20 protein-coding genes are annotated in these 25,418 nt (G+C 46.0%); 7 read left to right on the forward strand and 13 right to left on the reverse strand.

What is annotated here, in order from left to right:
- Nucleotides 1–30: 30 nt before the first annotated feature.
- Nucleotides 31–600, reverse strand: coding sequence for a tetratricopeptide repeat protein (locus E5S67_RS10215; protein WP_172186926.1), 570 nt, complete (start codon nt 598–600; stop codon nt 31–33).
- Nucleotides 601–772: 172 nt separating this feature from the next.
- On the opposite strand from E5S67_RS10215, the gene E5S67_RS10220 reads away from it, so the two are divergent.
- Nucleotides 773–1,513 (forward strand): SDR family oxidoreductase, encoded by a 741-nt coding sequence (locus tag E5S67_RS10220; protein WP_172186927.1) that lies wholly within the window; start codon nt 773–775, stop codon nt 1,511–1,513.
- Between the two features lie 140 nt (nt 1,514–1,653).
- On the opposite strand, the gene E5S67_RS10225 is transcribed toward E5S67_RS10220, so the two are convergent.
- Complete coding sequence (locus E5S67_RS10225) at nt 1,654–3,705, reverse strand: serine/threonine-protein kinase (RefSeq protein ID WP_172186928.1); 2,052 nt, start codon at nt 3,703–3,705, stop codon at nt 1,654–1,656.
- Between the two features lie 406 nt (nt 3,706–4,111).
- Between E5S67_RS10225 and msrP the strand changes: the two genes are divergently transcribed.
- Nucleotides 4,112–5,095, forward strand: a complete 984-nt coding sequence (msrP, locus tag E5S67_RS10230) for a protein-methionine-sulfoxide reductase catalytic subunit MsrP (RefSeq protein WP_172186929.1) — start codon at nt 4,112–4,114, stop codon at nt 5,093–5,095.
- Nucleotides 5,096–5,276: 181 nt separating this feature from the next.
- A complete protein-coding gene (locus E5S67_RS10235) occupies nt 5,277–5,939 on the forward strand; it encodes a Uma2 family endonuclease (RefSeq protein WP_172186930.1) in 663 nt (220 codons plus the stop codon).
- 107 nt (nt 5,940–6,046) lie between these two features.
- On the opposite strand, the gene miaA is transcribed toward E5S67_RS10235, so the two are convergent.
- Nucleotides 6,047–6,949 (reverse strand): tRNA (adenosine(37)-N6)-dimethylallyltransferase MiaA, encoded by a 903-nt coding sequence (gene miaA, locus E5S67_RS10240; protein ID WP_172186931.1) that lies wholly within the window; start codon nt 6,947–6,949, stop codon nt 6,047–6,049.
- Nucleotides 6,950–7,207: 258 nt separating this feature from the next.
- Here miaA and gyrB point away from each other — a divergent pair, with 258 nt between their 5' ends.
- The 3 genes from gyrB to E5S67_RS10255 all read left to right on the forward strand — a co-directional run bounded on the left by gyrB (nt 7,208) and on the right by E5S67_RS10255 (nt 10,340).
- The gene (gyrB, locus tag E5S67_RS10245; RefSeq protein ID WP_172186932.1) at nt 7,208–9,148 is read left to right on the forward strand and encodes a DNA topoisomerase (ATP-hydrolyzing) subunit B; all 1,941 of its coding nucleotides are present in this window, start codon (nt 7,208–7,210) and stop codon (nt 9,146–9,148) included.
- Between the two features lie 245 nt (nt 9,149–9,393).
- Nucleotides 9,394–10,110 (forward strand): biliverdin-producing heme oxygenase, encoded by a 717-nt coding sequence (locus tag E5S67_RS10250; RefSeq protein WP_172186933.1) that lies wholly within the window; start codon nt 9,394–9,396, stop codon nt 10,108–10,110.
- A 65-nt stretch (nt 10,111–10,175) separates the two neighbouring features.
- Entirely contained in the window at nt 10,176–10,340 is a 165-nt protein-coding gene (locus E5S67_RS10255; protein ID WP_172186934.1) for a hypothetical protein, read from the forward strand.
- Nucleotides 10,341–10,471: 131 nt separating this feature from the next.
- On the opposite strand, the gene E5S67_RS10260 is transcribed toward E5S67_RS10255, so the two are convergent.
- Together E5S67_RS10260 and mfd are read right to left on the reverse strand one after the other, a co-directional pair.
- Entirely contained in the window at nt 10,472–11,137 is a 666-nt protein-coding gene (locus E5S67_RS10260) for an S-layer homology domain-containing protein (RefSeq protein ID WP_339382822.1), read from the reverse strand.
- A gap of 120 nt (nt 11,138–11,257) precedes the next feature.
- The gene (mfd, locus tag E5S67_RS10265) at nt 11,258–14,815 is read right to left on the reverse strand and encodes a transcription-repair coupling factor (RefSeq protein ID WP_172186936.1); all 3,558 of its coding nucleotides are present in this window, start codon (nt 14,813–14,815) and stop codon (nt 11,258–11,260) included.
- A 423-nt stretch (nt 14,816–15,238) separates the two neighbouring features.
- Between mfd and E5S67_RS10270 the strand changes: the two genes are divergently transcribed.
- Nucleotides 15,239–16,570, forward strand: coding sequence for a hemolysin family protein (locus tag E5S67_RS10270; RefSeq protein ID WP_172186937.1), 1,332 nt, complete (start codon nt 15,239–15,241; stop codon nt 16,568–16,570).
- Between the two features lie 216 nt (nt 16,571–16,786).
- Here the strand turns inward: E5S67_RS10270 and E5S67_RS10275 are convergent, their stop codons facing one another.
- The 8 genes from E5S67_RS10275 to E5S67_RS10310 form a co-directional block, all read right to left on the reverse strand.
- A complete protein-coding gene (locus E5S67_RS10275) occupies nt 16,787–18,118 on the reverse strand; it encodes a hypothetical protein (RefSeq protein WP_172186938.1) in 1,332 nt (443 codons plus the stop codon).
- A 6-nt stretch (nt 18,119–18,124) separates the two neighbouring features.
- Entirely contained in the window at nt 18,125–19,450 is a 1,326-nt protein-coding gene (locus E5S67_RS10280; RefSeq protein WP_172186939.1) for a hypothetical protein, read from the reverse strand.
- Between the two features lie 13 nt (nt 19,451–19,463).
- A complete protein-coding gene (locus E5S67_RS10285; protein ID WP_172186940.1) occupies nt 19,464–20,696 on the reverse strand; it encodes an SGNH/GDSL hydrolase family protein in 1,233 nt (410 codons plus the stop codon).
- A 4-nt stretch (nt 20,697–20,700) separates the two neighbouring features.
- Nucleotides 20,701–20,865, reverse strand: a complete 165-nt coding sequence (locus tag E5S67_RS10290) for a DUF5989 family protein (protein WP_172186941.1) — start codon at nt 20,863–20,865, stop codon at nt 20,701–20,703.
- Nucleotides 20,866–21,273, reverse strand: a complete 408-nt coding sequence (locus E5S67_RS10295) for an SxtJ family membrane protein (RefSeq protein ID WP_172186942.1) — start codon at nt 21,271–21,273, stop codon at nt 20,866–20,868.
- Nucleotides 21,274–21,359: 86 nt separating this feature from the next.
- Nucleotides 21,360–23,336 carry a carbamoyltransferase family protein gene (locus E5S67_RS10300; protein ID WP_172186943.1) on the reverse strand — a complete coding sequence of 659 codons (1,977 nt, stop codon included), beginning with the start codon at nt 23,334–23,336 and terminating at the stop codon, nt 21,360–21,362.
- 168 nt (nt 23,337–23,504) lie between these two features.
- Complete coding sequence (locus tag E5S67_RS10305) at nt 23,505–23,990, reverse strand: hypothetical protein (protein WP_172186944.1); 486 nt, start codon at nt 23,988–23,990, stop codon at nt 23,505–23,507.
- A gap of 161 nt (nt 23,991–24,151) precedes the next feature.
- Complete coding sequence (locus tag E5S67_RS10310; RefSeq protein ID WP_172186945.1) at nt 24,152–25,072, reverse strand: NAD(+) kinase; 921 nt, start codon at nt 25,070–25,072, stop codon at nt 24,152–24,154.
- Nucleotides 25,073–25,418: the final 346 nt, after the last annotated feature.

Here is a 25,418-nt window from a genome sequence, read left to right on the forward strand (position 1 = left end):
ATTGAATTATTCTGACTATAACATTCCTCTTCAGTAAGTGTTATTTTTTACTAAATTGCTTCTACCTTCTAAGTCCGGCTGTAAATTTAGAGCTTTTTTTTGATAAAATAAACCTTCATTTATTCGACCTTGATCTTCCAAACTTTTGCCTAAATTCCAATAAGCGACGGCTAAATCTGGTTGAAGAGCAATAGATTTTTGGTAGTAAGTTATGGCGTCATCGAGCCGGCCTTGTTTGTAAAACATACTGCCCAAATTAACATATGCTTCGACAAAATTAGGGTCGAATTCGATCGCCTTGGAGTATGCACGAATCGCGGCGTCTATTTTGCCTTGGGCTTGCAGGATATTGCCTATAGTTTTGTAGGCGGCGGCGAAATTCGGTTGGTGGCGAAGTGCTTGGTAACAGGAGGCGATCGCCTCTACATATTTCTGTTGCGCGTAATAAATTTCTGCTATCTTGTTGAGTGCAACAGCCTCATCCGTTTTGAGCGCTAGTATTTTTTGATATTGAGCGATCGCCTCCTCAAGTTTTCCTGATTTTTGGAGGGTCTCGCCCGCTGACAAATACTGCTCTGCTAACTCGGAATTTACGGTCATAGATTTTACTTTAACAGCCGATACTACTTTACCACAAGTGTTAGTTAGCAACCGCGATTTCGAGAGATATCCTGACTATTTGAGATTTTAAATTTGTTTTTGTACCGGAATGCGGAAAAAAATAGTATGATTATTTTGAACCAGTATCAACGCTAATTGCAGAGGAAATCTCATGGCATCACTAGCAGGAAAAGTGGCAATTGTGACTGGTGCATCGCGGGGGATTGGACGCGCGATCGCCCTCCGATTATCCGAAGAAGGCGCATCAGTGGTCGTCAACTACGCCAGAGGATCTGAGCAAGCAAAAGAAGTTGTGTCAGCGATTGAAGCAGCAGGCGGCAAAGCATTAGCCGTGCAAGCCGATGTCAGCAAAACCGCAGAAATTCGCGATTTGTTCGATCGCACTCTCGAAACTTACGCACAAGTCGATATTTTAGTCAATAATGCCGGAACAATGATTAACAAACCAGTCGCGGAAGTTACCGAAGCAGAGTTCGATAATCTTTTTGCAATTAACGTCAAAGGCACGTTTTTTGCTTGTCAAGAAGCTGCTAAACGCATGGCGGAGGGAGGAAGAATTGTTAATTTTTCCAGTTCGACAACGGTGATGCTACTGCCAACTTACGGGGCTTACGTGGCGACAAAAGGTGCGGTAGAACAGCTAACTCGATCGCTGGCGAAGGAATTGGGCGATCGCCAAATTACAGTTAATGTGATTTCTCCGGGCCCAACGGATACAGAACTTTTCACTGTCGGCAAAACCGCCGAACAAATACAAAGATTTACTCAAATGGCTGCTTTGGGAAGACTCGGAAAAGTTGAAGATATTGCCGATGTGACGGCTTTTTTGTGCAGCGAACAAGCCCGGTGGATTACCGGACAAAATATCCGCGTTAACGGCGGGACTGCCTAAATATAGACTTTAGTCAGCTTGGAGTAGATAAAAGTTTGTATACCAGCAGCGATTTCAATCGCCGATTATCAGAATCCCCAACCAGAATCTTTGATTTTGGTTGGGAATTCTGATAATTTTATAGCGGACAATCGAACAAATTAAGGAGACAGCCGCCACACCTTAATCGTGTCGTCAAAACTGCCGCTGATCAGAGTTTTGTCCTGAGGATTAAAAGCCAATTCCACCCAAGTAGAATGACCCTTCAGCGTGCCCGTCATTTCGCCGGAACCCATCCGCCACAGCTTGATAGTCCCGCTCAAATCGGCGCTGGCCAGCTTGTCTCCGTCGGGACTGAAAGCCAAGGACTTAACCTTGTCGGAATGGCCGATCAAAGTCCGCAGCAGATAACCGTTGGGCTGCCCGGACTGATTATTGGGGCTGATATCCCACAACTTCACCGTCTTGTCCCAACTGCCGCTGGCGAGAGTTTGACCGTCCGGGCTGATGGCCAGAGACCAGACCCCCTCGGAATGACCCCAAAGAGTTTCTTTCAATTCCCCAGTCTGCCAGTTCCACAGGTTGATTTTACCGTCGCTGCTGCCGATCGCCAAAGTTTGTCGATCGGGACTGAAAGCCACCGACTGCACCTCGTCAAAAACCCGCTTGAGAGTTTCCAACTCGGCCCCGCTTTCGACTTGCCACAGTTTCAAAGTTTTGTCCTTACCGACACTGGCTACGGTTTGGCTGTCGGGACTGAAAACCACCGAGAACACGCCGTCTTGGTGTCCGTCCAAAGTCTGAATTAACCTGCCAGAATAGAAATTCCACAATTTAATCGTACCGTCAACGCCGCCGCTGGCGATCGTCCTGCCGTCGGGACTGACCGCCACCGACCACACGGGGCCCAAATGTCCTGTTAAAACCTTGAGCAGCTTGCCGCGACGCTTGTGCAGCAGGTGAACTGTACCGTCGTTGTTGCCGCTGACTATCACGCGGCCGTTGGGAGCGACTGCTACCGCCCAAACCGGGTTTTTGTCTTGATCCGCTAGAGTGCGCACAGCAGGCCCTGACTGCGATGCCTCACCGCGAAAATTTTGCATCGGGGGCGGATTGAACCGAATTTCGGGAATGCTAGAAGCAGGCTCAGAAGAAGTGAAAGCCTGCGGTACTGGAGATGGCAAGCGAGAACCCAGCACTACGGACAGCAGAGCAACCGTCGCTCCTCCCCACATGGCTAAAGTCCACTTGGGTTTGCTGAGAATAACGTCTACCGGTGCCGGGCCGTATTTCATGTCTTTGAGAATTGCCTCGGTCGATCGATAGCGTTTTGATGGTTCTCGCTGCACCATTTTATCCAGAATGCGGCCGAGTCGCGCCGAGACTGGTACTTTCAAATAATGCCTCCAGGCCCAACTGTCCGCTTTGATGTCAAACAAATCAAAGGGCGACATTCCCGTTAACAAGTGAACGCAAGTGACGCCCAAACTGTAGATGTCGCTGCTCTTAATCGCTTGACCTTTAATTTGTTCCGGGGCCGCGTATTCGGCAGAACCTATCACCGTTTCTGTTTTGAGCGGCCCGCTGTTTGCTGGAATTGCCGCGCCGAAATCGACTAAAACTAGCCCTGAACCACCTTCCCCGGACAGGGAATGCAGATGCTCTTTCCCTGCCAAAGCTGGGGATGCTTGGGGAGATTTGCGGTGAATAATATTGGACGGTTTGATATCTCGGTGAATCAGTTGATTTTCGTGAACAAATTGCAGGACTGGCAACAATTCGCTCAGCAGATACCAAATGTGAATTTCTTTAAGAACACCTTTTTCTGAAAGCCGATCGGCTAAATTGCGGCCTTCGATGTATTCTTGCACTAAATACTGGCAGCCTTCGAGTTCAAAAGATGCCAGTAGTTTCGGTATTTGGGGATGTTTGCCCAACTCGTCGAGAACTGAGGCTGAGCCGAGAAATGTCCGGTTTAGCTGGTTTTGACCGTCCGCGGCTGCCGATCCGCAGAACTGTTGAATAACGCAGCGGGGTTGCGAAGGTTGGTCTTCATCGACTGCTAAGAAGGTGCGGCAAGTGAGACTTTGACCGAGGGTGTGAAAGACTCGGTAGCGGCCTTTTAGCAGCAAATTCGACTCGCAACTTTTGCAGACTGTCGCGCGATCGAGATTTTGGGGGTTCTGGCAATTGGGATTGGTGCAGTAACTCATTTGTCTTTCCGCTGGAGACCCCCCGTCCGACATTATTGCTGGTGGGGGAGGAAAGCGGGGCGGTGCGTGCCGCTTCCTGTGGACAAATTAAATAATTGGAATCTTTGCTTGATCATAATTGTTTCCCAGATTTTCGCCACAATTGCTTCGGTCGATCGCGCGTAAATAATTGCTGACTTTCCTGCGAGCGAGGTTTAATAGGTCGATCGAGCGATCGGCGGGATTCGCTGTGACCGAATTACGTTATACTGTCATTGCGAATACTTTCATTGCGATCGCCAGGCCTTGCCAAATATCATTGCTCCTTTGTTCTATCGAGTCAATCTAAAATCTAAAATCGATTGATTGACTGATTAAAACTCAGGCAAAATTTGCCAAACTAACTACTAACTTTTAACTATTACTTATGCCGTTAATTCGCGTCCCCAAATCTTGGGAAATTCTCGATCCCCAAATTACCCCAGAAACAGCCTTTCTCAACCGCCGCCGCTTCATGACCAATTTAATTGGCGCCGGCGTGACTGCTTCGCTGCTACCGCTGACAGGCTGCCAAAGCAATGCTAGCTCAAAAACTGCTTTGGAGCAAAGCTCAACCCAAGCATATTCGGGATTGAGCCGCAATCCTACCTTTGCGAAAGTCGATCGAGCGATTACCGACGAAGCCTTAGCTACAAAATACAACAATTTTTATGAATACGGCGGCACAAAATCTATTTGGCAAGCCGCTCAAGCTTTGCCAACAGAAAACTGGAAAGTAGAAGTAGGCGGTTTAGTAAAAAATCCCCGCACTTATGATATTGACGACCTCTACAAAAAATTTCCCATCGAAGAACGAGTTTATCGATTTCGCTGCGTCGAAGCCTGGGCGATGGTAGTTCCTTGGGTCGGATTTCCCATGAAATTGCTGATGGCTGATGTCGAACCTAAATCAAACGCTAAATTCGTTCGCTTTACCTCATTTTACGACCCCAAAATTACCAAAGGTGCCAGCGTATTTTCGCAATTTTATCCTTGGCCTTATACCGAGGGAATGCGAATTGATGAAATGGCCAACGATTTAGCATTTTTTGCCACAGGCTTGTACGGGAGACAATTACCTAAGCAAAATGGTGCGCCGCTGCGGCAAGTGATTCCTTGGAAGTACGGTTTTAAGGGCGCAAAGTCGATCGTCAAAATTGAATTTGTCGAAAAACAGCCCGCCACTTTTTGGAATACAATCGGCCCCAACGAATATGCTTTTGAAGCAAATGTCGAACCCGACAAACCGCACCCCAGATGGTCGCAGGCCAGTGAACGGATAGTCGGCCCAGGTAACAGTTGGTCGTGGGAAACTCGCCCGACTTTGCCCTATAACGGTTACGGCGAATATGTAGCTAGTTTGTACAGTTAATTGACGGATTTCCCCTCGTTTCTAGGCTCTGCCTAGTAACGCATATCCGGAGGCTCTGCCTCCTTATTGCCGCGAGGCAGAGCCTGCGATTCAGGCATTTCTAGGCAGAGTCTGGGAACGAGAAAAAACATCCTATTATCCTATATAATAAAAATTGATGAAGCTACCAAGGAATTGTTAAATGGTAACAACAACATCAACTCCCGTAGAGCAGCAAACTACCCCAGAAAACCGAGTTATTTTAAAAGGTGTCAGTTGGTCAACTTTTAAAGCATTGCTGGCAGATGTTGGGGAGGATAGAGCTTGGAGAATTGCTTACGATAGAGGATTATTAGAAATCAGGATGCCGCATCTAGAACATGAAGTTCCCAAAGGACTTATAGAAAGCTTTATTGAAGCTACAGCAGACGAGCTAGAAATCGAAGTGATGAAAGCTGGTTCTCTGACTCTCGAACGGGAAGATTTAACTCGTGCTGTCGAACCTGATACTTGTTTCTACATTCAAAATGAAGCCAGCGTCAGAGGCAAAAGAGATATCAACCTTCCAGAGGATTTGCCACCTGATTTAGCAATAGAGTCGGATTATACGAATTCTTCAGTTAATAAAGATTCCATATATGCTGCTCTTGGCGTTCCCGAACTTTGGAGGTATCGGCGGGAATCTCTGCAAGTTTATCAACTTGTAGAAGGGAAATATGAAGTGTGCGATCGCAGTTTAGCTTTTCCCTTTTTACCTGTTGCAGAAATTCCCGGTTTCATCGAACAAAGCAGAACCGTCGGACAGCGGGCGGCTGTGCGTTTGTTTCGGCAAAGAATTAGAGAGATTTTACCTAATCAAAGTTAACGAAAAAATTAGACTTTCTTTAGTTAAAAAACTCGCCAACCAATTTAAATTACATCAGCGTTAATCAGCATTAATCGGCGGTTAAAAAAATTTATTTCGATATAAAATTAATTGACAAACTGCTGCACTCTCTGCCAAACACTTTCTAGCAAATCTGGTCTGCTAACATCAAACCATTCAATTTCAGGATACGCTCGAAACCAGGTGCGCTGTCTCTTCGCAAATTGCCTCGTGTGCAAAATTGTTAATTCTTTAGCTTCTTCAAGCTTAATGTCGCCCGCCAAATATTGTTTTATTTCCTGATAGCCCAGCGTGTTCAACAAGGGCAAGTCGCAGCCGTATTTTTTACACAAATATTCTACTTCAGCGATCCAACCGCGTTCTAGCATTTGTTCGGTGCGCTGTTTGATACGATCGACTAAAACATCGATCGCGCAATCCAACCCAATTTGTAAAATAGGATAATGGGGAGGATTTTCACCCTGCTGCTCGGAAATAGAGCGACCAGTGACATAAAATACTTCCAGTGCTCTTAAAGTTCTGACGGAATCATTGAGGTGAATTTTCTCAGCGGCAGACCGATCGACCTGCTGCAACATCGCGTAACATTGAGATTGTCCGAGTTCTGCAAGTTGCGATCGCAATTCGGGCATCGGCGCTACCCTCGGAATTTTCAAACCGCGCACGATCGATTTAATATATAAGCCCGTCCCTCCCACCAACAACAGGGGGGGAGAAACAGGAAAATCGACATCAGCAATTAATTTTTGAGCTTGCTGTTGGTAATCTGCTAATGTCAGAGTTTCTGTCGGATCGCAGATGTCAATTAAGTGATGCGGTACACAAGTGCGATCGACCGCCGTCGGTTTTGCGGTTCCAATGTCAAATTCGCGGTACACTTGACGCGAGTCCGCACTCAGGATTGAGGATTGCAGTCGCGAAGCCAAAGCCAAAGCCACTCCCGACTTCCCAGTCGCCGTCGCCCCGCAAATCGTAATTAATCTAGGCATAAGCTGTCGCACATTTCCCTATAAAAACTCTCAAATCCTCTCCTATCAATGCTTTCCTCTCTCTCCCTCCACTGATTCACCGCGATCGGGCTGGGCAGTCCTCAAGCAATCTCAAAACTATTCCCCTCCCTCCCCCCGATAAATTTCCATTCAGAATGCCCTAGCATCGCCTTTAACGGTTTTGTGCTATAATTTTAGGAGTTTTCCTATTTTATAAGCTTTCGGGGCTTTAGGCCTCATTATTGGAGCTATTTTTGTATGACCAGCAGCTACAGCGCCGACCAGATTCAAGTTCTCGAAGGTCTCGAAGCAGTCCGTAAACGACCGGGGATGTACATCGGTACTACCGGCCCGCGAGGACTCCACCATCTAGTTTACGAGGTTGTGGACAATTCCATAGATGAGGCGCTGGCTGGCCACTGCACTCACATCGAGATTGACATCAACGCCGACGGTTCCGTTACCGTGACAGACGACGGCCGGGGTATTCCGACCGGCATCGTTGCCAAGACTGGCAAATCGGGAATAGAAACAGTAATGACTGTACTTCACGCCGGCGGTAAATTTGGCGGTGGTGGCTACAAGGTTTCTGGAGGATTGCACGGTGTAGGTATTTCTGTTGTTAACGCGCTGTCCGAGTGGGTAGAAGTGACAGTTTGGCGCGACCAAAAAGAACATTTACAGCGCTACGAAAGAGGCAATCCAGTTACTGAACTTAATGCCAAGCCCAACAAAGGCACTCGCACCGGCACTTCAGTTTCTTTCTTGCCAGATACTCAAATATTTACCACTGGCATTGAATTTGATTACACTACACTCGCCGGGCGCTTGCGAGAATTGGGTTACTTGAATGCGGGCGTGAGAATTACGTTTAGCGACCACCGTTTGGAACTGCTCAAAAGTAGCGAACCTCGCATCGAAACATACTGTTACGAGGGCGGAATCAAGGAATATATCGCCTACATGAACCGCGAAAAGCAGCCTCTGCACGAAGAAGTGATCTACGTGCAAGGAGAACGCAACAACGTGCAGATAGAAGTGGCTTTGCAGTGGTGCGTCGATGCTTTTAGCGACAACGTTCTAGGTTTTGCTAACAACATTCGGACGATCGACGGAGGCACGCACTTAGAAGGTTTGAAGGCAGTTTTGACGCGGACGATGAATTCGATCGCCCGCAAGCGCAACAAAATCAAAGAAAACGAACCCAATCTAGCCGGCGAAAACGTGCGCGAAGGTTTGACAGCAGTGATTTCTGTCAAAGTCCCAGACCCGGAATTTGAAGGCCAAACTAAAACTAAGCTAGGAAATACCGAAGTTCGGGGAATTGTTGATTCCTTGGTAGGCGAAGTATTGACAGAATATTTAGAGTTTCGCCCCCAAGTAGCTGACGCTATTTTGGAAAAAGCAATTCAGGCATTTAAGGCCGCTGAAGCCGCCCGCCGCGCCCGCGATTTAGTGCGCCGAAAATCAGTCTTAGAATCGTCTCCTTTGCCTGGAAAATTAGCGGACTGTAGTTCCAGAGACCCCGCCCTGTCTGAGATCTACCTGGTGGAGGGGGATTCTGCAGGCGGATCGGCAAAACAAGGGCGCGATCGCCAATTCCAAGCAATCCTGCCTTTGCGCGGTAAAATTCTTAACATTGAAAAAACCGACGATGCCAAAATCTACAAAAATAACGAAATTCAATCGTTAATTACAGCCCTGGGTTTGGGCATCAAAGGCGAAGAATTCGATCCGGGTCAATTGCGGTATCACCACATCGTAATTATGACTGACGCTGACGTTGATGGTGCTCACATCCGCACGCTGTTGCTGACTTTCTTCTACCGCTATCAGCGCGCACTTGTAGAACAAGGTTACATCTACATTGCTTGTCCTCCTCTCTATAAAGTGGAACGCGGACGCAATCATTACTACTGTTACAGCGATCGCGAAATGAACAATCTCATCCGCAATGAATTTCCGGCGAATGCTAACTACACCATTCAGCGGTTCAAAGGTTTGGGTGAAATGATGCCGACACAGTTGTGGGATACGACGATGAACCCAGAAACTCGGACGCTGAAACGGGTGGAAATTGAAGACGCTGCTGAGGCCGATCGCATCTTTACGATCTTAATGGGCGATCGTGTCGCCCCCCGCCGCGAATTCATCGAAACCTACGGCCCCAAACTCAACCTCCTCGACTTGGACATCTAAATTAGCCAGCAGTCAGTAGTCATTAGTCATTAGTCAGTAGTCATTCGCTAACAGCCAATGACTGAGGACTAATGACTAAACTGTTTGTGCCTTCTACCTTCGGATGCCTTCTGCTGAGTCTAGGTTTTGTTATAAAAATTAATACAATCTCTCATCAAATCGATCTAAGGTAAACACTTAGGTAAATTTTAGATTTTTGGCGCATCCATCAACTACCACAAAAATAGAAGGTTGGACAATATAGCATGAGCATCAATTTAGCGACCAAATTGCGTGAGGGAACGAAAAAGTCCCACACAATGGCAGAAAACGTCGGTTTTGTCAAGTGTTTTTTAAAAGGCGTTGTAGAAAAAACTTCTTACCGGAAGTTAGTAGGAAACCTCTACTTTGTCTACTCGGCAATGGAAGAGGAAATGGAACGCCAAAAGCAGCACCCGGTTGTTTCAAAAATTTACTTTTCTGAGTTGAATCGCAAACAAAGCTTAGAGCAAGATTTATTTTACTACTACGGTGCGAATTGGCGCGAACAAGTAGCTCCGTCAGCCGCAGCAAAAGCTTATGTGGAGCGGATTCACGAGATTTCGGCTACCGCACCGGAACTGTTAGTCGCTCACTCTTACACTCGCTACCTTGGCGATTTATCCGGCGGACAAATCCTGAAGGGAATTGCCCAGCGCGGGATGAATCTTACCGAGGGAGAAGGCACTGCTTTCTATGAATTCCAGGATATTCCTGATGAAAAAGAATTCAAGGCTAACTACCGTCAGGCAATGAATGAACTGCCGATTGACGAAGCAACAGCAGAGCGAATTGTTGACGAAGCTAATGCAGCTTTTGGCATGAACATGAAGATGTTCATGGAGTTAGAAGGCAATTTGATTAAAGCAGTCGGTCAGATGCTTTTCAATACTCTGACGCGGAAGCGCGGCGGCGGCAGTACCGAATTGGCTACTGCTGATTGAGCCAACACTCATTGGTAATAATTTGAGCCTCGTTTAAGAGGAAAAATTTAAATCCTGGGGGTTTGATGGCTGCTTTTACAGTCACCAAATCTCCGGGATTTTGCATGGCGGGCGATCGACTTTTTCTAGAAGAAGGAAGAAGGAAGAGGGAAGAAGGAAGAAGGAAGAGGGAAGAGGGAAGAAGGAAGAGGGAAGAAGGAAGAGGGAAGAAGGAATTAAGAACGTCGTAACCGTCAAGACGGTTCCCACAACTTACAACTAAGCTGGTGTGCATTTAAATTTCACAATCCTGTTTATTGAAACTTTTGTGGGGTGGGCATCCTGCCCGCCCAAAAAAATTAATTTAAATGCAGAACAACTATCACCTTCCCATGCCGCGATTAGGAGGCTCCTCGTCCCGGACAGGCAAAGAAGTTGGCCTTACTTGCCGCTCCAAATACTTGCTCAAAGCGTAAGCGATATCTCCGCGATTCATCGGCTTCAAAGGATTAATCTTATTAGTTCCGAGTTCAACATTAACAAACCCTTCATAAAGTGCAGTAGCCATAGACTTTCTAGCCCAATTAGGGATTTCCCCTGCATCTGGATACTTAGCTAAAATCTCCGAAATGCTGGCATCGGGAAACTGAAAAACCCCGTAAGCTTGAGCAAAAATCGCCAAAGCTTCAGCGCGACTCACCCTTTGATTTGGGAAAAACATTCCGTCGCGATATCCACTCATCGTTCCCGTTTTCAAAGCAGTTTGAATCGCACTGTAAGCCCAGTAACTCTTCGGTACGTCCGGCAATTCAATATCCGGTTTTTGAGCGGTTTTCCGCCGTTCCAAACCAAAAGTTTTCACTAAAATCACCGCCAAATCGGCGCGACTGACAAGGCCCTCAGCATTAAAATTGCCACTGGCATCTTTATTCATCAATCCTGCATTCACAACCCGATCGATCGGGTCAATTAATTGTTGAGATTGAACCGCCATTGGGACTCCTTGCACTAGCGCGATCGCCAAAATAATACTCACTAACTTTTTCACGATTTTAATCCTTTCTGTCGCTAAAACAATCATGAAAACAGCAGTAATATTTTTTCTGGTTCCATCGGAATTATTCTGTGGTTTAGGCGGTGCGCGAGATTTGGGGATTATATATTAAAATTAAAGATTTGCTTCCGGCAAAGCGCCCTGCATTTTACCCAGCCAATCAATCAAATTATCCAATTGCTTTTGGGCCGTCAAAACCGCCATACCTCGAATAGTAACCTTCCCTTTGCTGTAGACAAAACGAGAGCGCAAATGTTCCGGCAAATTGGCCTTGAGCAAATTCCAAGCAGGCTCCTCCATAGCCGTTTCTAAAACTATGTGCTGCTTATTCTCCGGTTTGATCCGAGAAAAACCGATTTTTTTAGCGATTTGTTTGAGTTCGACAACACGGATAAGTTGCTGGGCTGGAAGAGGAATTGGCCCATAACGATCGCACCAATCAGCCTGAATCTGCTGTAACTCTTCTGAGGTATTAGCATTCGCCACAGATCGGTAAGCGCTCATCTTTTGATCTAAATCTGCGATGTAATCAGCAGGAATAAACGCCGTCAAAGTCAGGTCGATTTGCGCGTCCTCCACTTTCGGAATTTCCTGACCCTTAATTTCCCGAATAGCCTCCTCTAACATTTCAGCATACAAATCAAAACCGATCGCCTCCATTTGACCCGACTGTTCAGTACCCAAAACATCACCCGAACCGCGAATTTCCATATCTCGGACGGCCAACTGATAGCCTGAACCCAACTGCGCGAACTCTTGAATTGCCCGCAGCCGCTGCCTTGCAGCATCAGACAGCTTGTTCTGCTTCGGATAAAACAGCCAAGCGTGAGCTTGAATCCCCGCACGTCCCACCCGTCCCCGCAACTGGTAAAGCTGACCCAAACCAAAGCGCTGCGAGTCTTCAATTAAAATCGTATTGACACGGGGAATATCCAAACCCGACTCAATAATCGTCGTGCACACCAAAATATCGAACTCCGCCGCACTAAAGGTCAGCATAATCGATTCTAATTCCGAAGCCTCCATTTGACCGTGGGCGATCGCAATTCTGGCAGACGGTACCATCTCCTGCAACTGAGCGGCCAACTCATCAATCCCCTCAATCCGCGGCACCACGTAAAAAACCTGACCGCCCCTGTCCAATTCTTGACGAATGGCCGATCGCACCACTTCCGGGTTATAGGGAGCCAAATGCGTCTGAATCGGGCGCCTGCTGGGAGGCGGAGTCGCAATCAAACTCATCTCGCGAATCCCCGAAAGCGACATATACAAAGTCCGGGGAATCGGCGTTGCTGTCAGAGTCAGAACATCTACCTCTGTTTTGAGAGCTTTAATCGCTTCCTTTTGTTTAACTCCAAACCGCTGTTCTTCATCCACCACCAACAAGCCCAAATCCCGAAATTTAATCGCTTTGCTCAAAACAGCTTGAGTACCGACAATCACATCTAATTCCCCAGTCGCCAAACGCTTGTGAATCTCCCGGCGCTCGGTTTCAGTGCGAAAGCGATTGAGCAAACCAACTTCGATCGGATAAGGGGAAAAACGCTCTGAGAGCGTGTGATAGTGCTGTTGGGTCAAAATCGTCGTCGGCGCGAGCAAAGCCACCTGCTTGCCCGCTGTAACCGCCTTAAAAATCGCTCTCAGAGCAACTTCCGTCTTGCCAAAACCGACATCGCCGCAGACCAAGCGATCCATCGGTCGATCGCCCTCCATATCGCGTTTCACATCCTGAGTTGCCTTCAACTGATCTGGGGTTGGCTGGTAAGGAAAAGAATCCTCTAATTCTTGTTGCCAAGGCATATCGGGAGGAAAAGCGTAACCTGTTTGTTTAGCTCTTTTAGCATAAAGATTCAGCAAATCCACTGCCAATTTTTTAACAGCTTTGCGAACCTTTGTTTTAGTTTTTTCCCAAGTTTGACCTGTCAGCTTGTTTAGATCGGGTACTTTCTCGCCTACAGTCCGAAACCTTGACAAAGCCCCCAACTGATCTGCCGCAACTCTCAGGGTACCGTCAGCGTATTGAATCAGCAAATATTCGCGAGTTTCGCGATCGATCGTCAAACGTTCCAACTTGAGAAATTTGCCCACTCCGTGCTGGCGGTGAACCACATAATCACCCGGGCTTAATTTATTCGGGTCTACTTGCTTAGAAGCAGCGCGGCGGCGCTTGCGGACGTAGCTAAAAGTAGCGAGAGAATGCTGACCGTAAAATTCCCGATCCGTAATTAAAACAATCCGAAAAGTCGGCAGAATAAAACCTTCCAATTCTGCCAGCCCGCTGTATTTCAAAGCAACCGGAACGTGCTGCAATTGCAACTTGTCGATCGCCAAATAATCGCGCGGATTCACCACAAACTGAGCCGGACAGTCGTGTTCCGAGAGCAAAGAAACAGAACGGCTGGGTTGAGCCGAAACCAGGAAAATAGTAAAACCCCGATCGCGCTCTTCCCTGAGCATTTGAGACAACTTAGCAAATTGGTGAGGCATCACCGGCACAGGCCGAGAAGCCAAATTAATCGCCGACGGTAGCTGGTCGCCCTCCGCAGAGCTTTGAAATTTTTTAGCAGTCGAATCTTCTGCCAATTCTGAAAGTTCTAGCCTGTCGAAACCTGCGACATCTGCCATAGATTCCGCAAAAGTGCGATGAATTTTCGGAACTTTCAAATGAGAAATTGGCAACTTTTCTGTTCCCGCATCCGCAACAACAGATTCCCGCTCGCAATTTTTCCACTGTTGCTCTGCATTCTCAAACCAGCGGTCGCTGTGAGCTTCGCAGCCTTGCGGTTCGTCAACAACAACTAAAGTATTTTCTGGCAAATAATCCAACAAAGATGCGGGTTTTTCAAACGCTAAACCCAACAGCCTGCGGACAAATTTTTCGGTTTCATTTTCGGTATCAACAGAGCCTATGTGGTTGATTTCGTCAACCTTTTTTTCAGCTAAAACTGCTTTAATAATTGCGTTAAAATTAGTAGGAGTTAACACCAAGCGCTCGACCTTATCAAGCGATCGCTGCGAAGACGGGTCAAACTCCCGAATTTGCTCCAAATCATCCCCAAACCATTCCAGCCGCACTGGCAACTCAGCCGCCACTGGAAATACATCGACAATATCTCCCCGACGGCTCCACTGGCCCTCCATTTCCACCAGAGCCACCCGATCGTAGCCCATTGAAGCCAGTTGGCGGTCTAAAATCTTCGAGTCTTGAACCATACCTCGCTTCAGCGTCAGACAGTAGGGTTCAAAAGCAGCAGGCGGCGGCAAGTGAGACTGGAGAGCTCTTTCGGTGGATACAATCGCGATCGGCTTAGAATTAGCGTTTGTTTCTCGTTTCTCGACCAAATCCGCCAGCACCTGCATTTGCCCCCAAGTCATTTCGCTTTCATCCGAGTAAGATAGCTCGTAGGGCGAAGCCTCCGAAGTCGGGTAAAAATGCACAGTCTGCCACCCCATAGCCTCCAGCCCGGCCACCCAGCGCCCCGCTTCTTCTAGAGTTGCCGTCACTACCAGTAAACTCCGTCCTTCTTGCTGTGCGAGGGCGGAAGCTACCAAACCTTTGGGCAAGCGGGCTAAGCCATTGAGTTGCACGTAGCGATGGCGCTTGAGCTTGTTGAGGAGTTCTGTTGCTAGGGGCGATCGCCCCAGGGTACGAATTATTGAAGAGAAAGTCATGCGCTTTTAATTTTAATCCCCGATCGGCGAAGGCTCTTTCCCTTTGCCTGTTAAGGAGATTGTACGACAAACATCCACGATCGTGCCGATGTGCTGTTGATGCCTTGGAACTTAACTGGCGATAGATTTTTGCTCTAATATCTCGATCCTGCGATCGCGATCGAGCCAGTTCCGTTAATATAGGGCCAGGTTTAGAAAAAATTTCGATTTTGCGATCGAGATTCGCAGCTTCCAGACCTCTCCTGTGACTGCACCCAAAGACGGATACAAGCCCCCGACTCAAGTTGTGAAGATTGAAAAATTTTAGACATTAGGGAAATCTCCCAGATACTGGCTGCGGAGTCAATCTAAAATCTAAAATCTAAAATCTAAAATCGACTAACCGGGCAGAGCGCTTCGCCGTTACTACCGAAAATTTTAGAAATGTCCCCAAGTACCGATATTCTGATTGTTCTCCTGCTAATTTTCCTCAATGGCTTGTTTGTGATGTCAGAGATGGCCATCATCTCTGTACGGAAGGTGAGACTGCAACAGATGGCCAACCAAGGTTCAGCCAATGCCCGCGTAGCCTTGGATCTGGCTAATGCTCCCAATCAGTTCTTGCCGACAGTTCAAATCGGGATTACTATGCTGGCCATTCTATCGGGCGCTTTCGGAGAAACGACGGTTGCTAGAAGAGTAGAGCCTTTGTTGCGCCTGATTCCTGGCCTCGCGCCCTACTCTCAGACGATCGCCTCAGTAGTAGCAATTTTAACCATCACTTATCTGACCTTAATTATCGGCGAACTCGTGCCGAAGCGGCTAGCGCTCAACAACCCGGAGCCGATCGCCTCAAGCGTAGCAATTCCCATGCGAATGCTCTCCAAAATTGGCGCTCCTGCGGTTTATCTGTTAAGTTATTCCACTGACTTAGTGATGCGGCTGCTGAGGATATCGCCCTCGACAGAACCGCAAGTTACAGAAGAGGAAATTAAAGTTTTAATAGAGCAAGGAACCGAAGCCGGAACCTTTGAAGAAGCCGAACAAGACATGGTAGAAAGAGTCTTTCGTTTGGGCGATCGGCGAGTCAGCGCCTTAATGACCCCGCGTCCCGATCTTACTTGGCTCGACCTCGACGACTCCGTAGAAGAAAACCGCCAAAAAATGCTCGGCAGCGGTCATTCTCGGTTTCCAGTGTGTCAGGGAGGCCTCGACAACGTGCTCGGTTTAGTACACGTTACAGATATGTTGTCGAGGACTTTAACAGGTCAACCTCTCGATTTAAGCGCTTCTTTACGGCGGCCATTATTTGTACCTGAAAGCACGCGGGGGTTAAAAGTATTAGAGCTTTTCAAGCAATCTAGCAATCAAATTGCCTTAGTGGTAGACGAATACGGTGTGATTCAAGGATTGGTTACAGTCAACGACATTTTAGTCGAACTTGTTGGCGACTTTCCCTCGATTGAAGATGCTGACGAGCCGGAAGCCGTCCAGCGCGAAGACGGTTCTTGGCTGTTAGACGGAATGCTACCAGTCGAAGATTTTTTTGAGCTGTTTGGCCTCGACGAATTATCAGCAGAAAACAAAGGAAGTTACCACACAATGGGCGGTTTTGTGATTACACATTTGGGCAAAATTCCTACAGCAGCCGAGCATTTTGAGTGGAACGGTTTGCGCGTGGAAGTAGTCGATATGGACGGCAACCGAGTTGATAAGATATTGGTAATGCCGATCGACTCAGCGGGCGATCGACCTAGAACCGAACCAAAAACCTAAAAACCATTCACCACAGTCAATTGTTCTTATCAGCCCAGATAAAAAGTACATTTCCTTTGTATGGGCGGGTTTGACCAACAATCTCGGCAATAATTCACAATATAAATAAACCCGCCCCACCCCACGGTAAATCGAAATGTACATTCAAATTTAGCATGGCGGGGCGGGTTTTTGAGACTGTTTGTTTGAGTCGTTGATGGTTAGTGGAAGCCACCCCTACTTCTTCTTTTGTATTTCATCCTTCCGCAAAGCTTCCAGAATAGAACGACCCACATAATTGCTGAAAACCACCTCTCCAGCTTGATTGTAGTGGCAACAGCTATCTACATAAACAGCCTCTTTAGTCTTGTCAAAAACATTGACAGCATTCACTATATTGATATTATTTTTTTCCAAATTCGGAAACTTTTTGAAAAGAGCCGGATATCCAATTTGCACAGCTTTAGCATAAGGAGTATCCTTGTTAAAAGCAATCTGCTTTTCCGCTTCGCTAAACACTCTTTTCGTCTGATAATATTGATTAGGCTGAAGAACATGAAAATAAGGCACATTACTAGCAGAGAGAACTTTGTGCATAAAAATTGAACTTTTTGCCCAATTCAACGCCATTTCTTGAAAAGCTACTGAATCCTGTAAAACAGACTTGTTAGTATTTATATAAATAACGCTGCCACTATCATCTTTTTGTTGTTTCGTCCGTGCTTTTTCAAACTTAATGACATCTCTTTTATAATTATTTACTAAATTTTGAACGTAAACAGAAGTCAAAGCATCGCACGCAGCTAAAGAACAGTGTTGCAAACTTTCCAAACTTTGATTAATCCTAGCTTTATTTTCTTTAATTGCGATCGTTGCTTTCATGGCTTTTGTAGAAAGGCTATTATTCGCCAAGTTAGTCAGCGGCAAAATATGCTGAATGCTTGGCATCGCCAAATCGACTTGATTTTTATTGTTTAAATTAGAAAGTGCTATTTCATTAAAACCATCTATATTTACGGCTAGATCCAGTTCTTGCCCCAAAGCCAAAAAATAGTTTAAAATTAATAATTGCTGCGGTTGTTTGTAGCCTCCGGTAGCAAATGACAAAATTACAAATTCTCGATCTTTGAAAGCCGGAATCTGCTTTATATATCGAGGTAAAATTTTATTTTGAACTTCAAATATCCCATAATTTGAAGCCACGGAGCCGCCAAATACTCCGATAATAAATTGATTTTTATTTGTCTTTTTTAAAGGGTAATCATAAGGAGAGATAAATCCGTAGTTGTTAACCTTAAAACCCGGTCGAAAATCAGCGCTGGGTTTTTGAATAAACCCAAAAAAAGGATGAAACCTTTCGACAATCGACTCGTTGAGCCGCACTCCTTCTAAATTAATTCCTAAAGCCGACTTATCTTGCGTCTTTTGTCTAGTATAGAAAAATTGCTTGTGCTTGACAAAATACCATCCCAAGGAACCGAGTTCCACGAAAAAAAGTAAAAGCGCTAAGTTAATTAAAGCAATTTTTAGGATTTCTTGGTTTTTGTTAATAAAGTTAAAATTTTTCATATATATCTATTTTGACTTTCTTACTACTTTAATAATGGAACTGGAAACATAGTTGGCTAATACGTCCTCTCCAACTGAATTATAGTGGCAGCAGGCATCTTTGTAAACAGTTTCTTTTGTATTGTCTAAAATATTCACGGCGTTAAAAATATTAACCCCAGCTTTTTGCAAATCATCGACTTTGGACAAAAGCACCGGATAACCTTTTTTCACCCCTTCAATGTAAGGACTCTTCTTGTCAATCGCGATTTCGTTTTCCTTGGCGGTAAACGCTCGCTTGGTTGGATAATACTGGTTCGGCTGGATAAAGTGAAAATAGTTAATTTTTCTACTTGATAAAATTTGATTCATCCCGATCGACGATTCGTACCACATCAATGCCATTTTGTCAAAAGCAGCGGCATCCTGCAAAACAAAGTCAGCTTTGGGAATGTATACTATACCGCTATTTGCCGTATCTGGGTTGGATTGTGTGACTTGCCGATCGTACTTGACAACTGCTTGCTGGTAATTGTTGACTAATTGTTTCACCTGTAGCGAGGTAACAGCGTGACACAAAGCAAGCTGACAAGTTTGCAATTTGTCAATACCTGCTTTCAACTGTTTTTTGTTTTCGTTAATTTGCAAGATCGAACTCATCGCTTCCGGCGATAAGTTGTTGTTGGCTAAACCCGTCAAAGGCTGTATGTGTTGAACGCTGGGCATTCCTACTTCTACTTGGGCTTTATTGTTTAAATTTGACAGTGCTACTTCGTTAAAACCGTCAATATTGATGACTAAATCTAACTCTTGACCCAAAGCCAGAAAATAATTTAAAATTAATAACTGTTGGGGCTGTTTGTAGCCACCGTTGCCAAAATTTAAAACCACAATTTCGCGACCGGCAAATTCTGGATAACTCTGCAATTTTTTAGACAATCTTTGACTGACATATTCATCTACTGCAAAGTTGTTAGCAACTGAACCGCCAAAAACTCCGATAATAAATTGATTCTTATTTGTTTTAATAAAGGGATATTCGTACAGGGAAAAAAAGCCGTGTTTGTTGACTTTTAACTTAAGTTTTTCATTAGTGAAAGCACCTTGCTTTAGCACGTAGCCAAAAAACGGGTGCAGTCTTTCTACGATAGATTCATCAAGTCTAATTCCGATCCTTTCAATATCTTCTACTATTTTTTCTTTGGTTTTAGTTCTGGTATAAAAAAACTGCTTTTGGTTAATAAAATAAAAAGCAAGCGACAAAGCTTCCAGACAGATAAAGGCGATCGCCAAATTAACCGCGATTATAATTAATATATTTTTGCCTTTTTCGAGTGGCGTTGAATCTTTCATGAAATTTGACTGATTACGGTTGTTTTTTGGGGACTTGAGACTGCTTCAAATTTTGGCACAAATTTCGGTTAATCAGGATACTAGCCAGTCGGTGTCCTAGTTCATTCCAGTGACCCCCACAGGGTACAGAATTCTCAAAACCGTGGGCGCAGACTTGATATTTTTCAGTGTAGCCTTGGATTTGTTCGGATAAATTTAGTACCCGAAAACCCTCGCGAGCGCCCAATTTTTCCAACCGCCTATCGGGATAAAACAAATCCTGAATGTTGTTCTTTCTCATAAAATTTTTTCGCCTCTCGGCCTCCGGTCTAACTTGCATCGGATCGCCGATCGTCACAACCAAGAAATCAGCATTTTTCTGCACAACTTCATTCCGCATCGTCACAATCAAACCCTCTGTCACCCTCCAAGCCTCTTCCCAAGCTGCATTCTGAGGTTCCTTGAGGTTCAGGGTACTTAAAGTGGTAAAATGCCCGGATAACTCCCGCTTTTTCCGATCTAAGTCTACCTTTTTAATGACTTGCAAAATGCGCGAATTGTTGACGATCAAACTCGGCATTCGGTCTACAAATGAAACTGCTCTTTCGTTGCGATCGATCGGCGCCAGATTGCGAAAAGACATATCCGGTACTAACTTGCCACTAGCATCATAAGCAAAAAATGGTCGGTAGCGATCGTATTCCAGTTTGGGAGAATTATTTATCACATCATTGCCAATAAAAAAAGCAAGAATTACAATATCAGGACTATAATCCCACACTTTTTTTCGCAGCATTATCAATTCTTGAGCAGTACCGTAGCCCTGCACGCCAAAATTGATTACCTCAACATTTGTGCGTCCCTTAACGGCTTGGCAGTTGCCTAACTTTCGTTCCAGTTTCGACCAGAAAGTTTGTTCGACAGGTACGTGAATTGCTTCGGTGAAAGAATCGCCCAAAACCGCCACACGCAAAGTATTTGGAGGCTTTGCTTTTGTGTGTTCGCGATCGCGCAAACCCTCGCTATTCACCTGCACAAAACTCGCACCTTCCCCATTCCATTCCCCCGACGCACCCGGTTTCAGCTTCCAGCCCACATTCGGATCGGAAGTGTGAAAACGAGTTGGCGCCGAGTCTACGAAATCTCCTATTTTTGGATAGCCTTCAATCCCCGCCGTCCGCAATCCAACTTCACCAATTATCACCCCCATCAATAAACCGCCGAGTGTCAAACCTAAATTGACACCCAAATTTTTCAACTTGCTCATTATTTCAAAACAGCGTGTAAATAAATGGAGCAATCACAGAACCCTGACTCAATACAATCAAAGCTCCCAAAAATACTAAAGTCACAATTAACGGCAAAAGCCAATACTTTTGGCGTTCTCTCATAAACGCCCACAAATCTTTGATAAAGTCTAAAGTTGCTTCAAACACTTAAAAAGGACGCTCCATACTAACTTTTGTTCTTGTTTTACTTGGGATGCGGTAAGTATCCATTTTCGGATTGAGTTTTCGCCGCATTGCATCTTCGCCGAAAATGTTTTTGATCACTCCCATCGGCCAAATTATCAGGTAAAAAACTATCCCTAGGACGATCGGCGTTTGGATTTTGTGGAGGATCAGTCCAAAGCGCATCCATCCGTGATAAACGGGATTCAGCGATTTCGGCGCCACCAATGCTAGCAGCACTAGCACTCCGCAGATTGCCCAAGGCCACCAAGGTAGAGAATGCCGCCGCAGTAAAGGTACTGCTAAACCGAAGATCACTGCAATCAAGGCGCCAATTAGCAGCCCGAAATCGCGCAAGCCTTTTTTGTCTAGTTTTTTAATTTCGTCGCTCATTAGAAATGGAGGATGGGGAATGGGGAATGGGGAATTAGTTATTAGTTATTCGTACCAACTAATAACTAATAACTAATAACTAATGACTAATCTAGTTCAAATTCATTTTTCCAAGCATCATCTTGTTTCCAAGGAATTTGTTCGGACTTGGGAAGCAAGTAATTTTCCAAAACCAGATAGTCCATTTCGGTTCGCATGAAACAGCGGTAAGCATCTTCTGGAGTGCAAACAATGGGTTCGCCTCGGACGTTGAAAGACGTATTTACCACAATAGAACAGCCCGATCGCTCTTCAAAATGGCTGATTAAGTCATAGTACCGAGGATTGGTTTCTTTGTGAACAGTTTGGATGCGAGCCGAGTAATCGACGTGGGTGACAGCCGGAATTTCCGATCGCGGAATGTTAAGCTTTTCAATGCCAAACAACTGCTCTTGTTCCGCGGTCATCGGAATGCGCAGACTGGCTTTGACAGGTGCTACCAATAGCATATAAGGGCTAGAATGGTCAATCTCGAAATAATCCGCAACTCGTTCGGCTAAGATTGACGGCGCAAAAGGTCGAAATGATTCCCGATATTTAATTTTCAGGTTCATCACGGACTGCATTTTAGCACTGCGGGGATCGCCAACGATCGATCGACCGCCCAGAGCCCGCGGCCCAAATTCCATGCGCCCCTGGAACCATCCCACCACATTTCCCTGTTCCAAAATCTCAGCCAACTGCGGCATTAATTCGGCATCGTCCAATCGGTGATAGCTGGCTTTTACAGCATCCAAATATTCGAGAATTTCTGCGTCAGTAAACCTCGGGCCCAAATAAGAGCCGCGCATTTGGTCGTGACAAGTTAAATGAGCAACAGACTTCGCCACAGTTGCCACCGCTTGGTTTGCAGTGAGAACTTCAGTCCTCTCCTCAACCGCGGCGTTTGTAGTGACAAGTTCAGTTTTGAGGGATTCTATACTATTTGCTGTCGAATTCGCGCTCACAGTGCGAGTTTGTTCGCAATACTGGTACCAAATCGCCAAAGCCGCGCCCAAAGCACCGCCAGCATCTCCCGCCGCCGGCTGAATCCAAATATCTTTGAAAATACCTTCCCGCAAGAGTCTGCCGTTAGCAACGCAGTTGAGAGCAACGCCGCCCGCAAGACAAAGATAATCGACATTCAATTCTTTTTTAACTGTTCTGCAAAGCCGCAAAACAACTTCTTCGGTAACAACTTGAATGGAAGCTGCAATGTCCATTTCCCGCTGAGTCAATTTTCCTTCAGCTTGACGCGGCGGCCCTTCAAACAGTTCGTCAAACTTCTTGTTTGTCATGGTTAAGCCAACAGTATAGTTGAAATAATCCATGTTCAAACGGAAAGTTCCGTCATCTTTGAGGTCGATTAAATAGTTGAGAATTTTGTCTACATACTTGGGTTCGCCGTAAGGAGCTAAACCCATGAGTTTGTATTCGCCAGAGTTGACTTTGAAGCCGGTGTAATAGGTGAAAGCTGAATAAAGCAAACCCAAGGAGTGGGGAAAATCGATTTCCCACTGAGGTGTAAGTTCGTTGCCGTCTCCCAACCAAACCGAGGTTGTTGCCCACTCGCCCACGCCGTCGAGGCACAAAACGGCTGCTTTTTGAAACGGGCTGGGGAAAAATGCCGATGCTGCGTGGGATTGGTGGTGTTCGGTAAATAGCAGAGATGGCAGTTTATTCGTTTTGCAGTTTGCTATTGCTGCCAGATCTCTTTTGAGCATGGTTTTGAGGTAAAGCTTTTCTTTTAGCCATATCGGCATGGCGGCTACGAAAGAGCGAAAACCTTGGGGTGCGTAGGCTAAATAAGTTTCGAGAAGGCGCTCGAATTTGACTAAAGGTTTGTCGTAAAAGACTATGCGATCGAGTTCCCGCAAATCTATGTTCGCTTCTTTCAAGCAATAAGCGATCGCATTCTTGGGAAATCTGGCGTCGTGCTTTTTGCGGGAAAATCTTTCTTCCTGCGCTGCGGCTATAATTTCTCCGTCGCGAATTAAGGCTGCGGCGCTGTCGTGATAGTACGCCGAGATTCCAAGTATGTTCATTCGTCTCCTCACAAATCGCAATGCGTTTGTATCTGACTATTTAGAATAGCTATCGATTATAGCTGCTTAAGTGCTGATTGGGAATTGAGTTTTGCGATCGCCTCTAATTTTACCTGGATCGATCCCGGTGCGCCACCCTCGGCCGATCGGCTTTTTGAGAGCATAAAGCTAGCGCCGACCAATCCTGCGCCCCCAAGCTCTGAAGTAAGTTGCCACCGGGAATTGATAAAATTCACCGATCAACCACAGCACAATGCCTAAATGGGACAAAAAAGCTAACCCTGTCCAAGCTGCGGGCAGCCATGACAACCGGCTGCCAGGAACCGGGGGAAAATAGTAAGCTGAAAGTCCCAGCAAGGTAGTGGGAAGGAAAATTAGACCGATCGCTGCTGCAAAATAGGGCCATCCGAATTCTACGCCTTCGAGGTGGGCTCCTATCCACTGTTTGCCGTTCCAGTGCCATGTTACGGGCGGTTGGCGATCGGCCATTTGGAGCGATTGTCTTTCAACGCTTGCGGTATAAATGTGCTGGCAGAAGTTGCAAGCTAGGGCGTCCATCATCGGCATGGTGGAAATTTGACCGGTGCGGCACACGGGACAGGGATATGTATCTTGAGGGTTGAAAGGTCGGGTTGATTTTTTGAAAGTCAGCATAGATCAGGCTGTTTGTCAAGATATTGAGCGATCTTAACAGAGTACAGAAATTGTGCGTTGGCTGAGGGCGGTTTTTGTATCTAGATTGTTGGTGATTTCAGAGGTTTTTTGACGCTTGCGGGCCCCACTGATTAATGCAGTTTCACGGTGGATGATGCGGATTAATTGCGGTGATTGTTGCTGTACCGAATTCTGGCTCCTGCCCAGTGAAGTTTTTCCCTCAAAGTGCCGTAATAAGAATAGTTTTCCCGCAAAATAATAAACTTGGCTTCGCAGTCTGCCCTGCGCACGTCTACGCGCTGTCCCGGCCAAATTGCAGTCCCCAAAACGCCGTCTGTCCAGAGTTTGGTACTGAGTTCGTAATCTGCTAAAGGCCAAATGCTGACGACTGAACCGGGCGGGAGTACGATCGCCCGACTCGATAAACTCAAAGGGCAAATCGGAGTAACTGCGATCGCCTCCATTCCCGAGTGCATAATCGGCCCGTTGGCAGATGCGGTGTAGCAAGTCGAACCGGTGGGAGTTGCCACAATTAAACCGTCGCCTTGATATTGATCGACTACTTCGCCGTCAACTTCCATTTCTAGAATACAGCTCGGCATTCGATCGGCTGAAGCAGGTTTGATACACATTTCATTGAGTGCCAAAAATCGCTCGCTTTCCGGTTCGAGATTAGTTCTATTTCCTTCAAAAACTGCCGCCTGCAACATCATCCGCTTCTGCACGGCATACTTGTCTTCCGAAAGTCTGTCCCAAATCTCCTCAGTATTTTGGAAATCCTCAAAAGACTCGGTTAAAAAACCCAGATGTCCCCCCACATTCGCTGCCAAAATCGGAATGCCGTCAGCAGCCAAATTCCGGGCCGCAGCTAGCGCCGTACCGTCGCCGCCCAGCACCACAGCTAAATCAATTGGGCTGTTACTAGAAGCTAAAAACACCGGATACGGGTTATCTTTCGGGCCGCTCGGGCCCATTAAAACGTCACACCCGCGACTTTCTAATTGGCGGGCACACTGTTCTGCCCACCGCTGGCTGAGGGTATCTCTGGCTTTGTGGGCAATAATTACTTGTTTTAGTTGCACAACCTATCGATTTTAGATTTTAGATTTTGGATTTTCGATTGTTAGATTTTAGAGTGAGTTCACAATCTATCGATTTTAGATTTTAGATTTTGGATTTTCGATTGTTAGATTTTAGAGTGAGTTCACAATCTATCGATTTTGGATTTTTGATTCTGAGATTTTAGGATCAGTGAAAGATCTTAAAATGTTCGATCGCACAAATTGGTTTTGGACATCAGGTTAGATTTTAAACTATTTTTGAGCATTGCGAGGCAGAGGCTGCGGATCTGCATTACCAAAATCTGCCTGGTAAGGAGAAAGCCGGGAATAAGAAATATGATTGTGACTGCATTTCCACATCTTCCTT

The organism is Microcoleus asticus IPMA8 (genome assembly GCF_013179805.1).
In the GTDB taxonomy this organism is placed as follows: Bacteria; Cyanobacteriota; Cyanobacteriia; order Cyanobacteriales; family Microcoleaceae; genus Microcoleus; species Microcoleus asticus.

Coding starts and splice junctions, on each gene's coding strand:
- E5S67_RS10235 (WP_172186930.1), top strand. CDS start 5,277: ATGGTAACAACAACATCAACTCCCGTAGAGCAGCAAACTACCCCAGAA.
- E5S67_RS10295 (WP_172186942.1), bottom strand. CDS start 21,273: ATGAGCGACGAAATTAAAAAACTAGACAAAAAAGGCTTGCGCGATTTC.
- E5S67_RS10280 (WP_172186939.1), bottom strand. CDS start 19,450: ATGAAAGATTCAACGCCACTCGAAAAAGGCAAAAATATATTAATTATA.
- gyrB (WP_172186932.1), top strand. CDS start 7,208: ATGACCAGCAGCTACAGCGCCGACCAGATTCAAGTTCTCGAAGGTCTC.
- E5S67_RS10250 (WP_172186933.1), top strand. CDS start 9,394: ATGAGCATCAATTTAGCGACCAAATTGCGTGAGGGAACGAAAAAGTCC.
- E5S67_RS10305 (WP_172186944.1), bottom strand. CDS start 23,990: ATGCTGACTTTCAAAAAATCAACCCGACCTTTCAACCCTCAAGATACA.
- E5S67_RS10255 (WP_172186934.1), top strand. CDS start 10,176: ATGGCTGCTTTTACAGTCACCAAATCTCCGGGATTTTGCATGGCGGGC.
- E5S67_RS10300 (WP_172186943.1), bottom strand. CDS start 23,336: ATGAACATACTTGGAATCTCGGCGTACTATCACGACAGCGCCGCAGCC.
- E5S67_RS10270 (WP_172186937.1), top strand. CDS start 15,239: ATGTCCCCAAGTACCGATATTCTGATTGTTCTCCTGCTAATTTTCCTC.
- E5S67_RS10215 (WP_172186926.1), bottom strand. CDS start 600: ATGACCGTAAATTCCGAGTTAGCAGAGCAGTATTTGTCAGCGGGCGAG.
- mfd (WP_172186936.1), bottom strand. CDS start 14,815: ATGACTTTCTCTTCAATAATTCGTACCCTGGGGCGATCGCCCCTAGCA.
- E5S67_RS10220 (WP_172186927.1), top strand. CDS start 773: ATGGCATCACTAGCAGGAAAAGTGGCAATTGTGACTGGTGCATCGCGG.
- miaA (WP_172186931.1), bottom strand. CDS start 6,949: ATGCCTAGATTAATTACGATTTGCGGGGCGACGGCGACTGGGAAGTCG.
- E5S67_RS10225 (WP_172186928.1), bottom strand. CDS start 3,705: ATGAGTTACTGCACCAATCCCAATTGCCAGAACCCCCAAAATCTCGAT.
- E5S67_RS10285 (WP_172186940.1), bottom strand. CDS start 20,696: ATGAGCAAGTTGAAAAATTTGGGTGTCAATTTAGGTTTGACACTCGGC.
- E5S67_RS10275 (WP_172186938.1), bottom strand. CDS start 18,118: ATGAAAAATTTTAACTTTATTAACAAAAACCAAGAAATCCTAAAAATT.
- msrP (WP_172186929.1), top strand. CDS start 4,112: ATGCCGTTAATTCGCGTCCCCAAATCTTGGGAAATTCTCGATCCCCAA.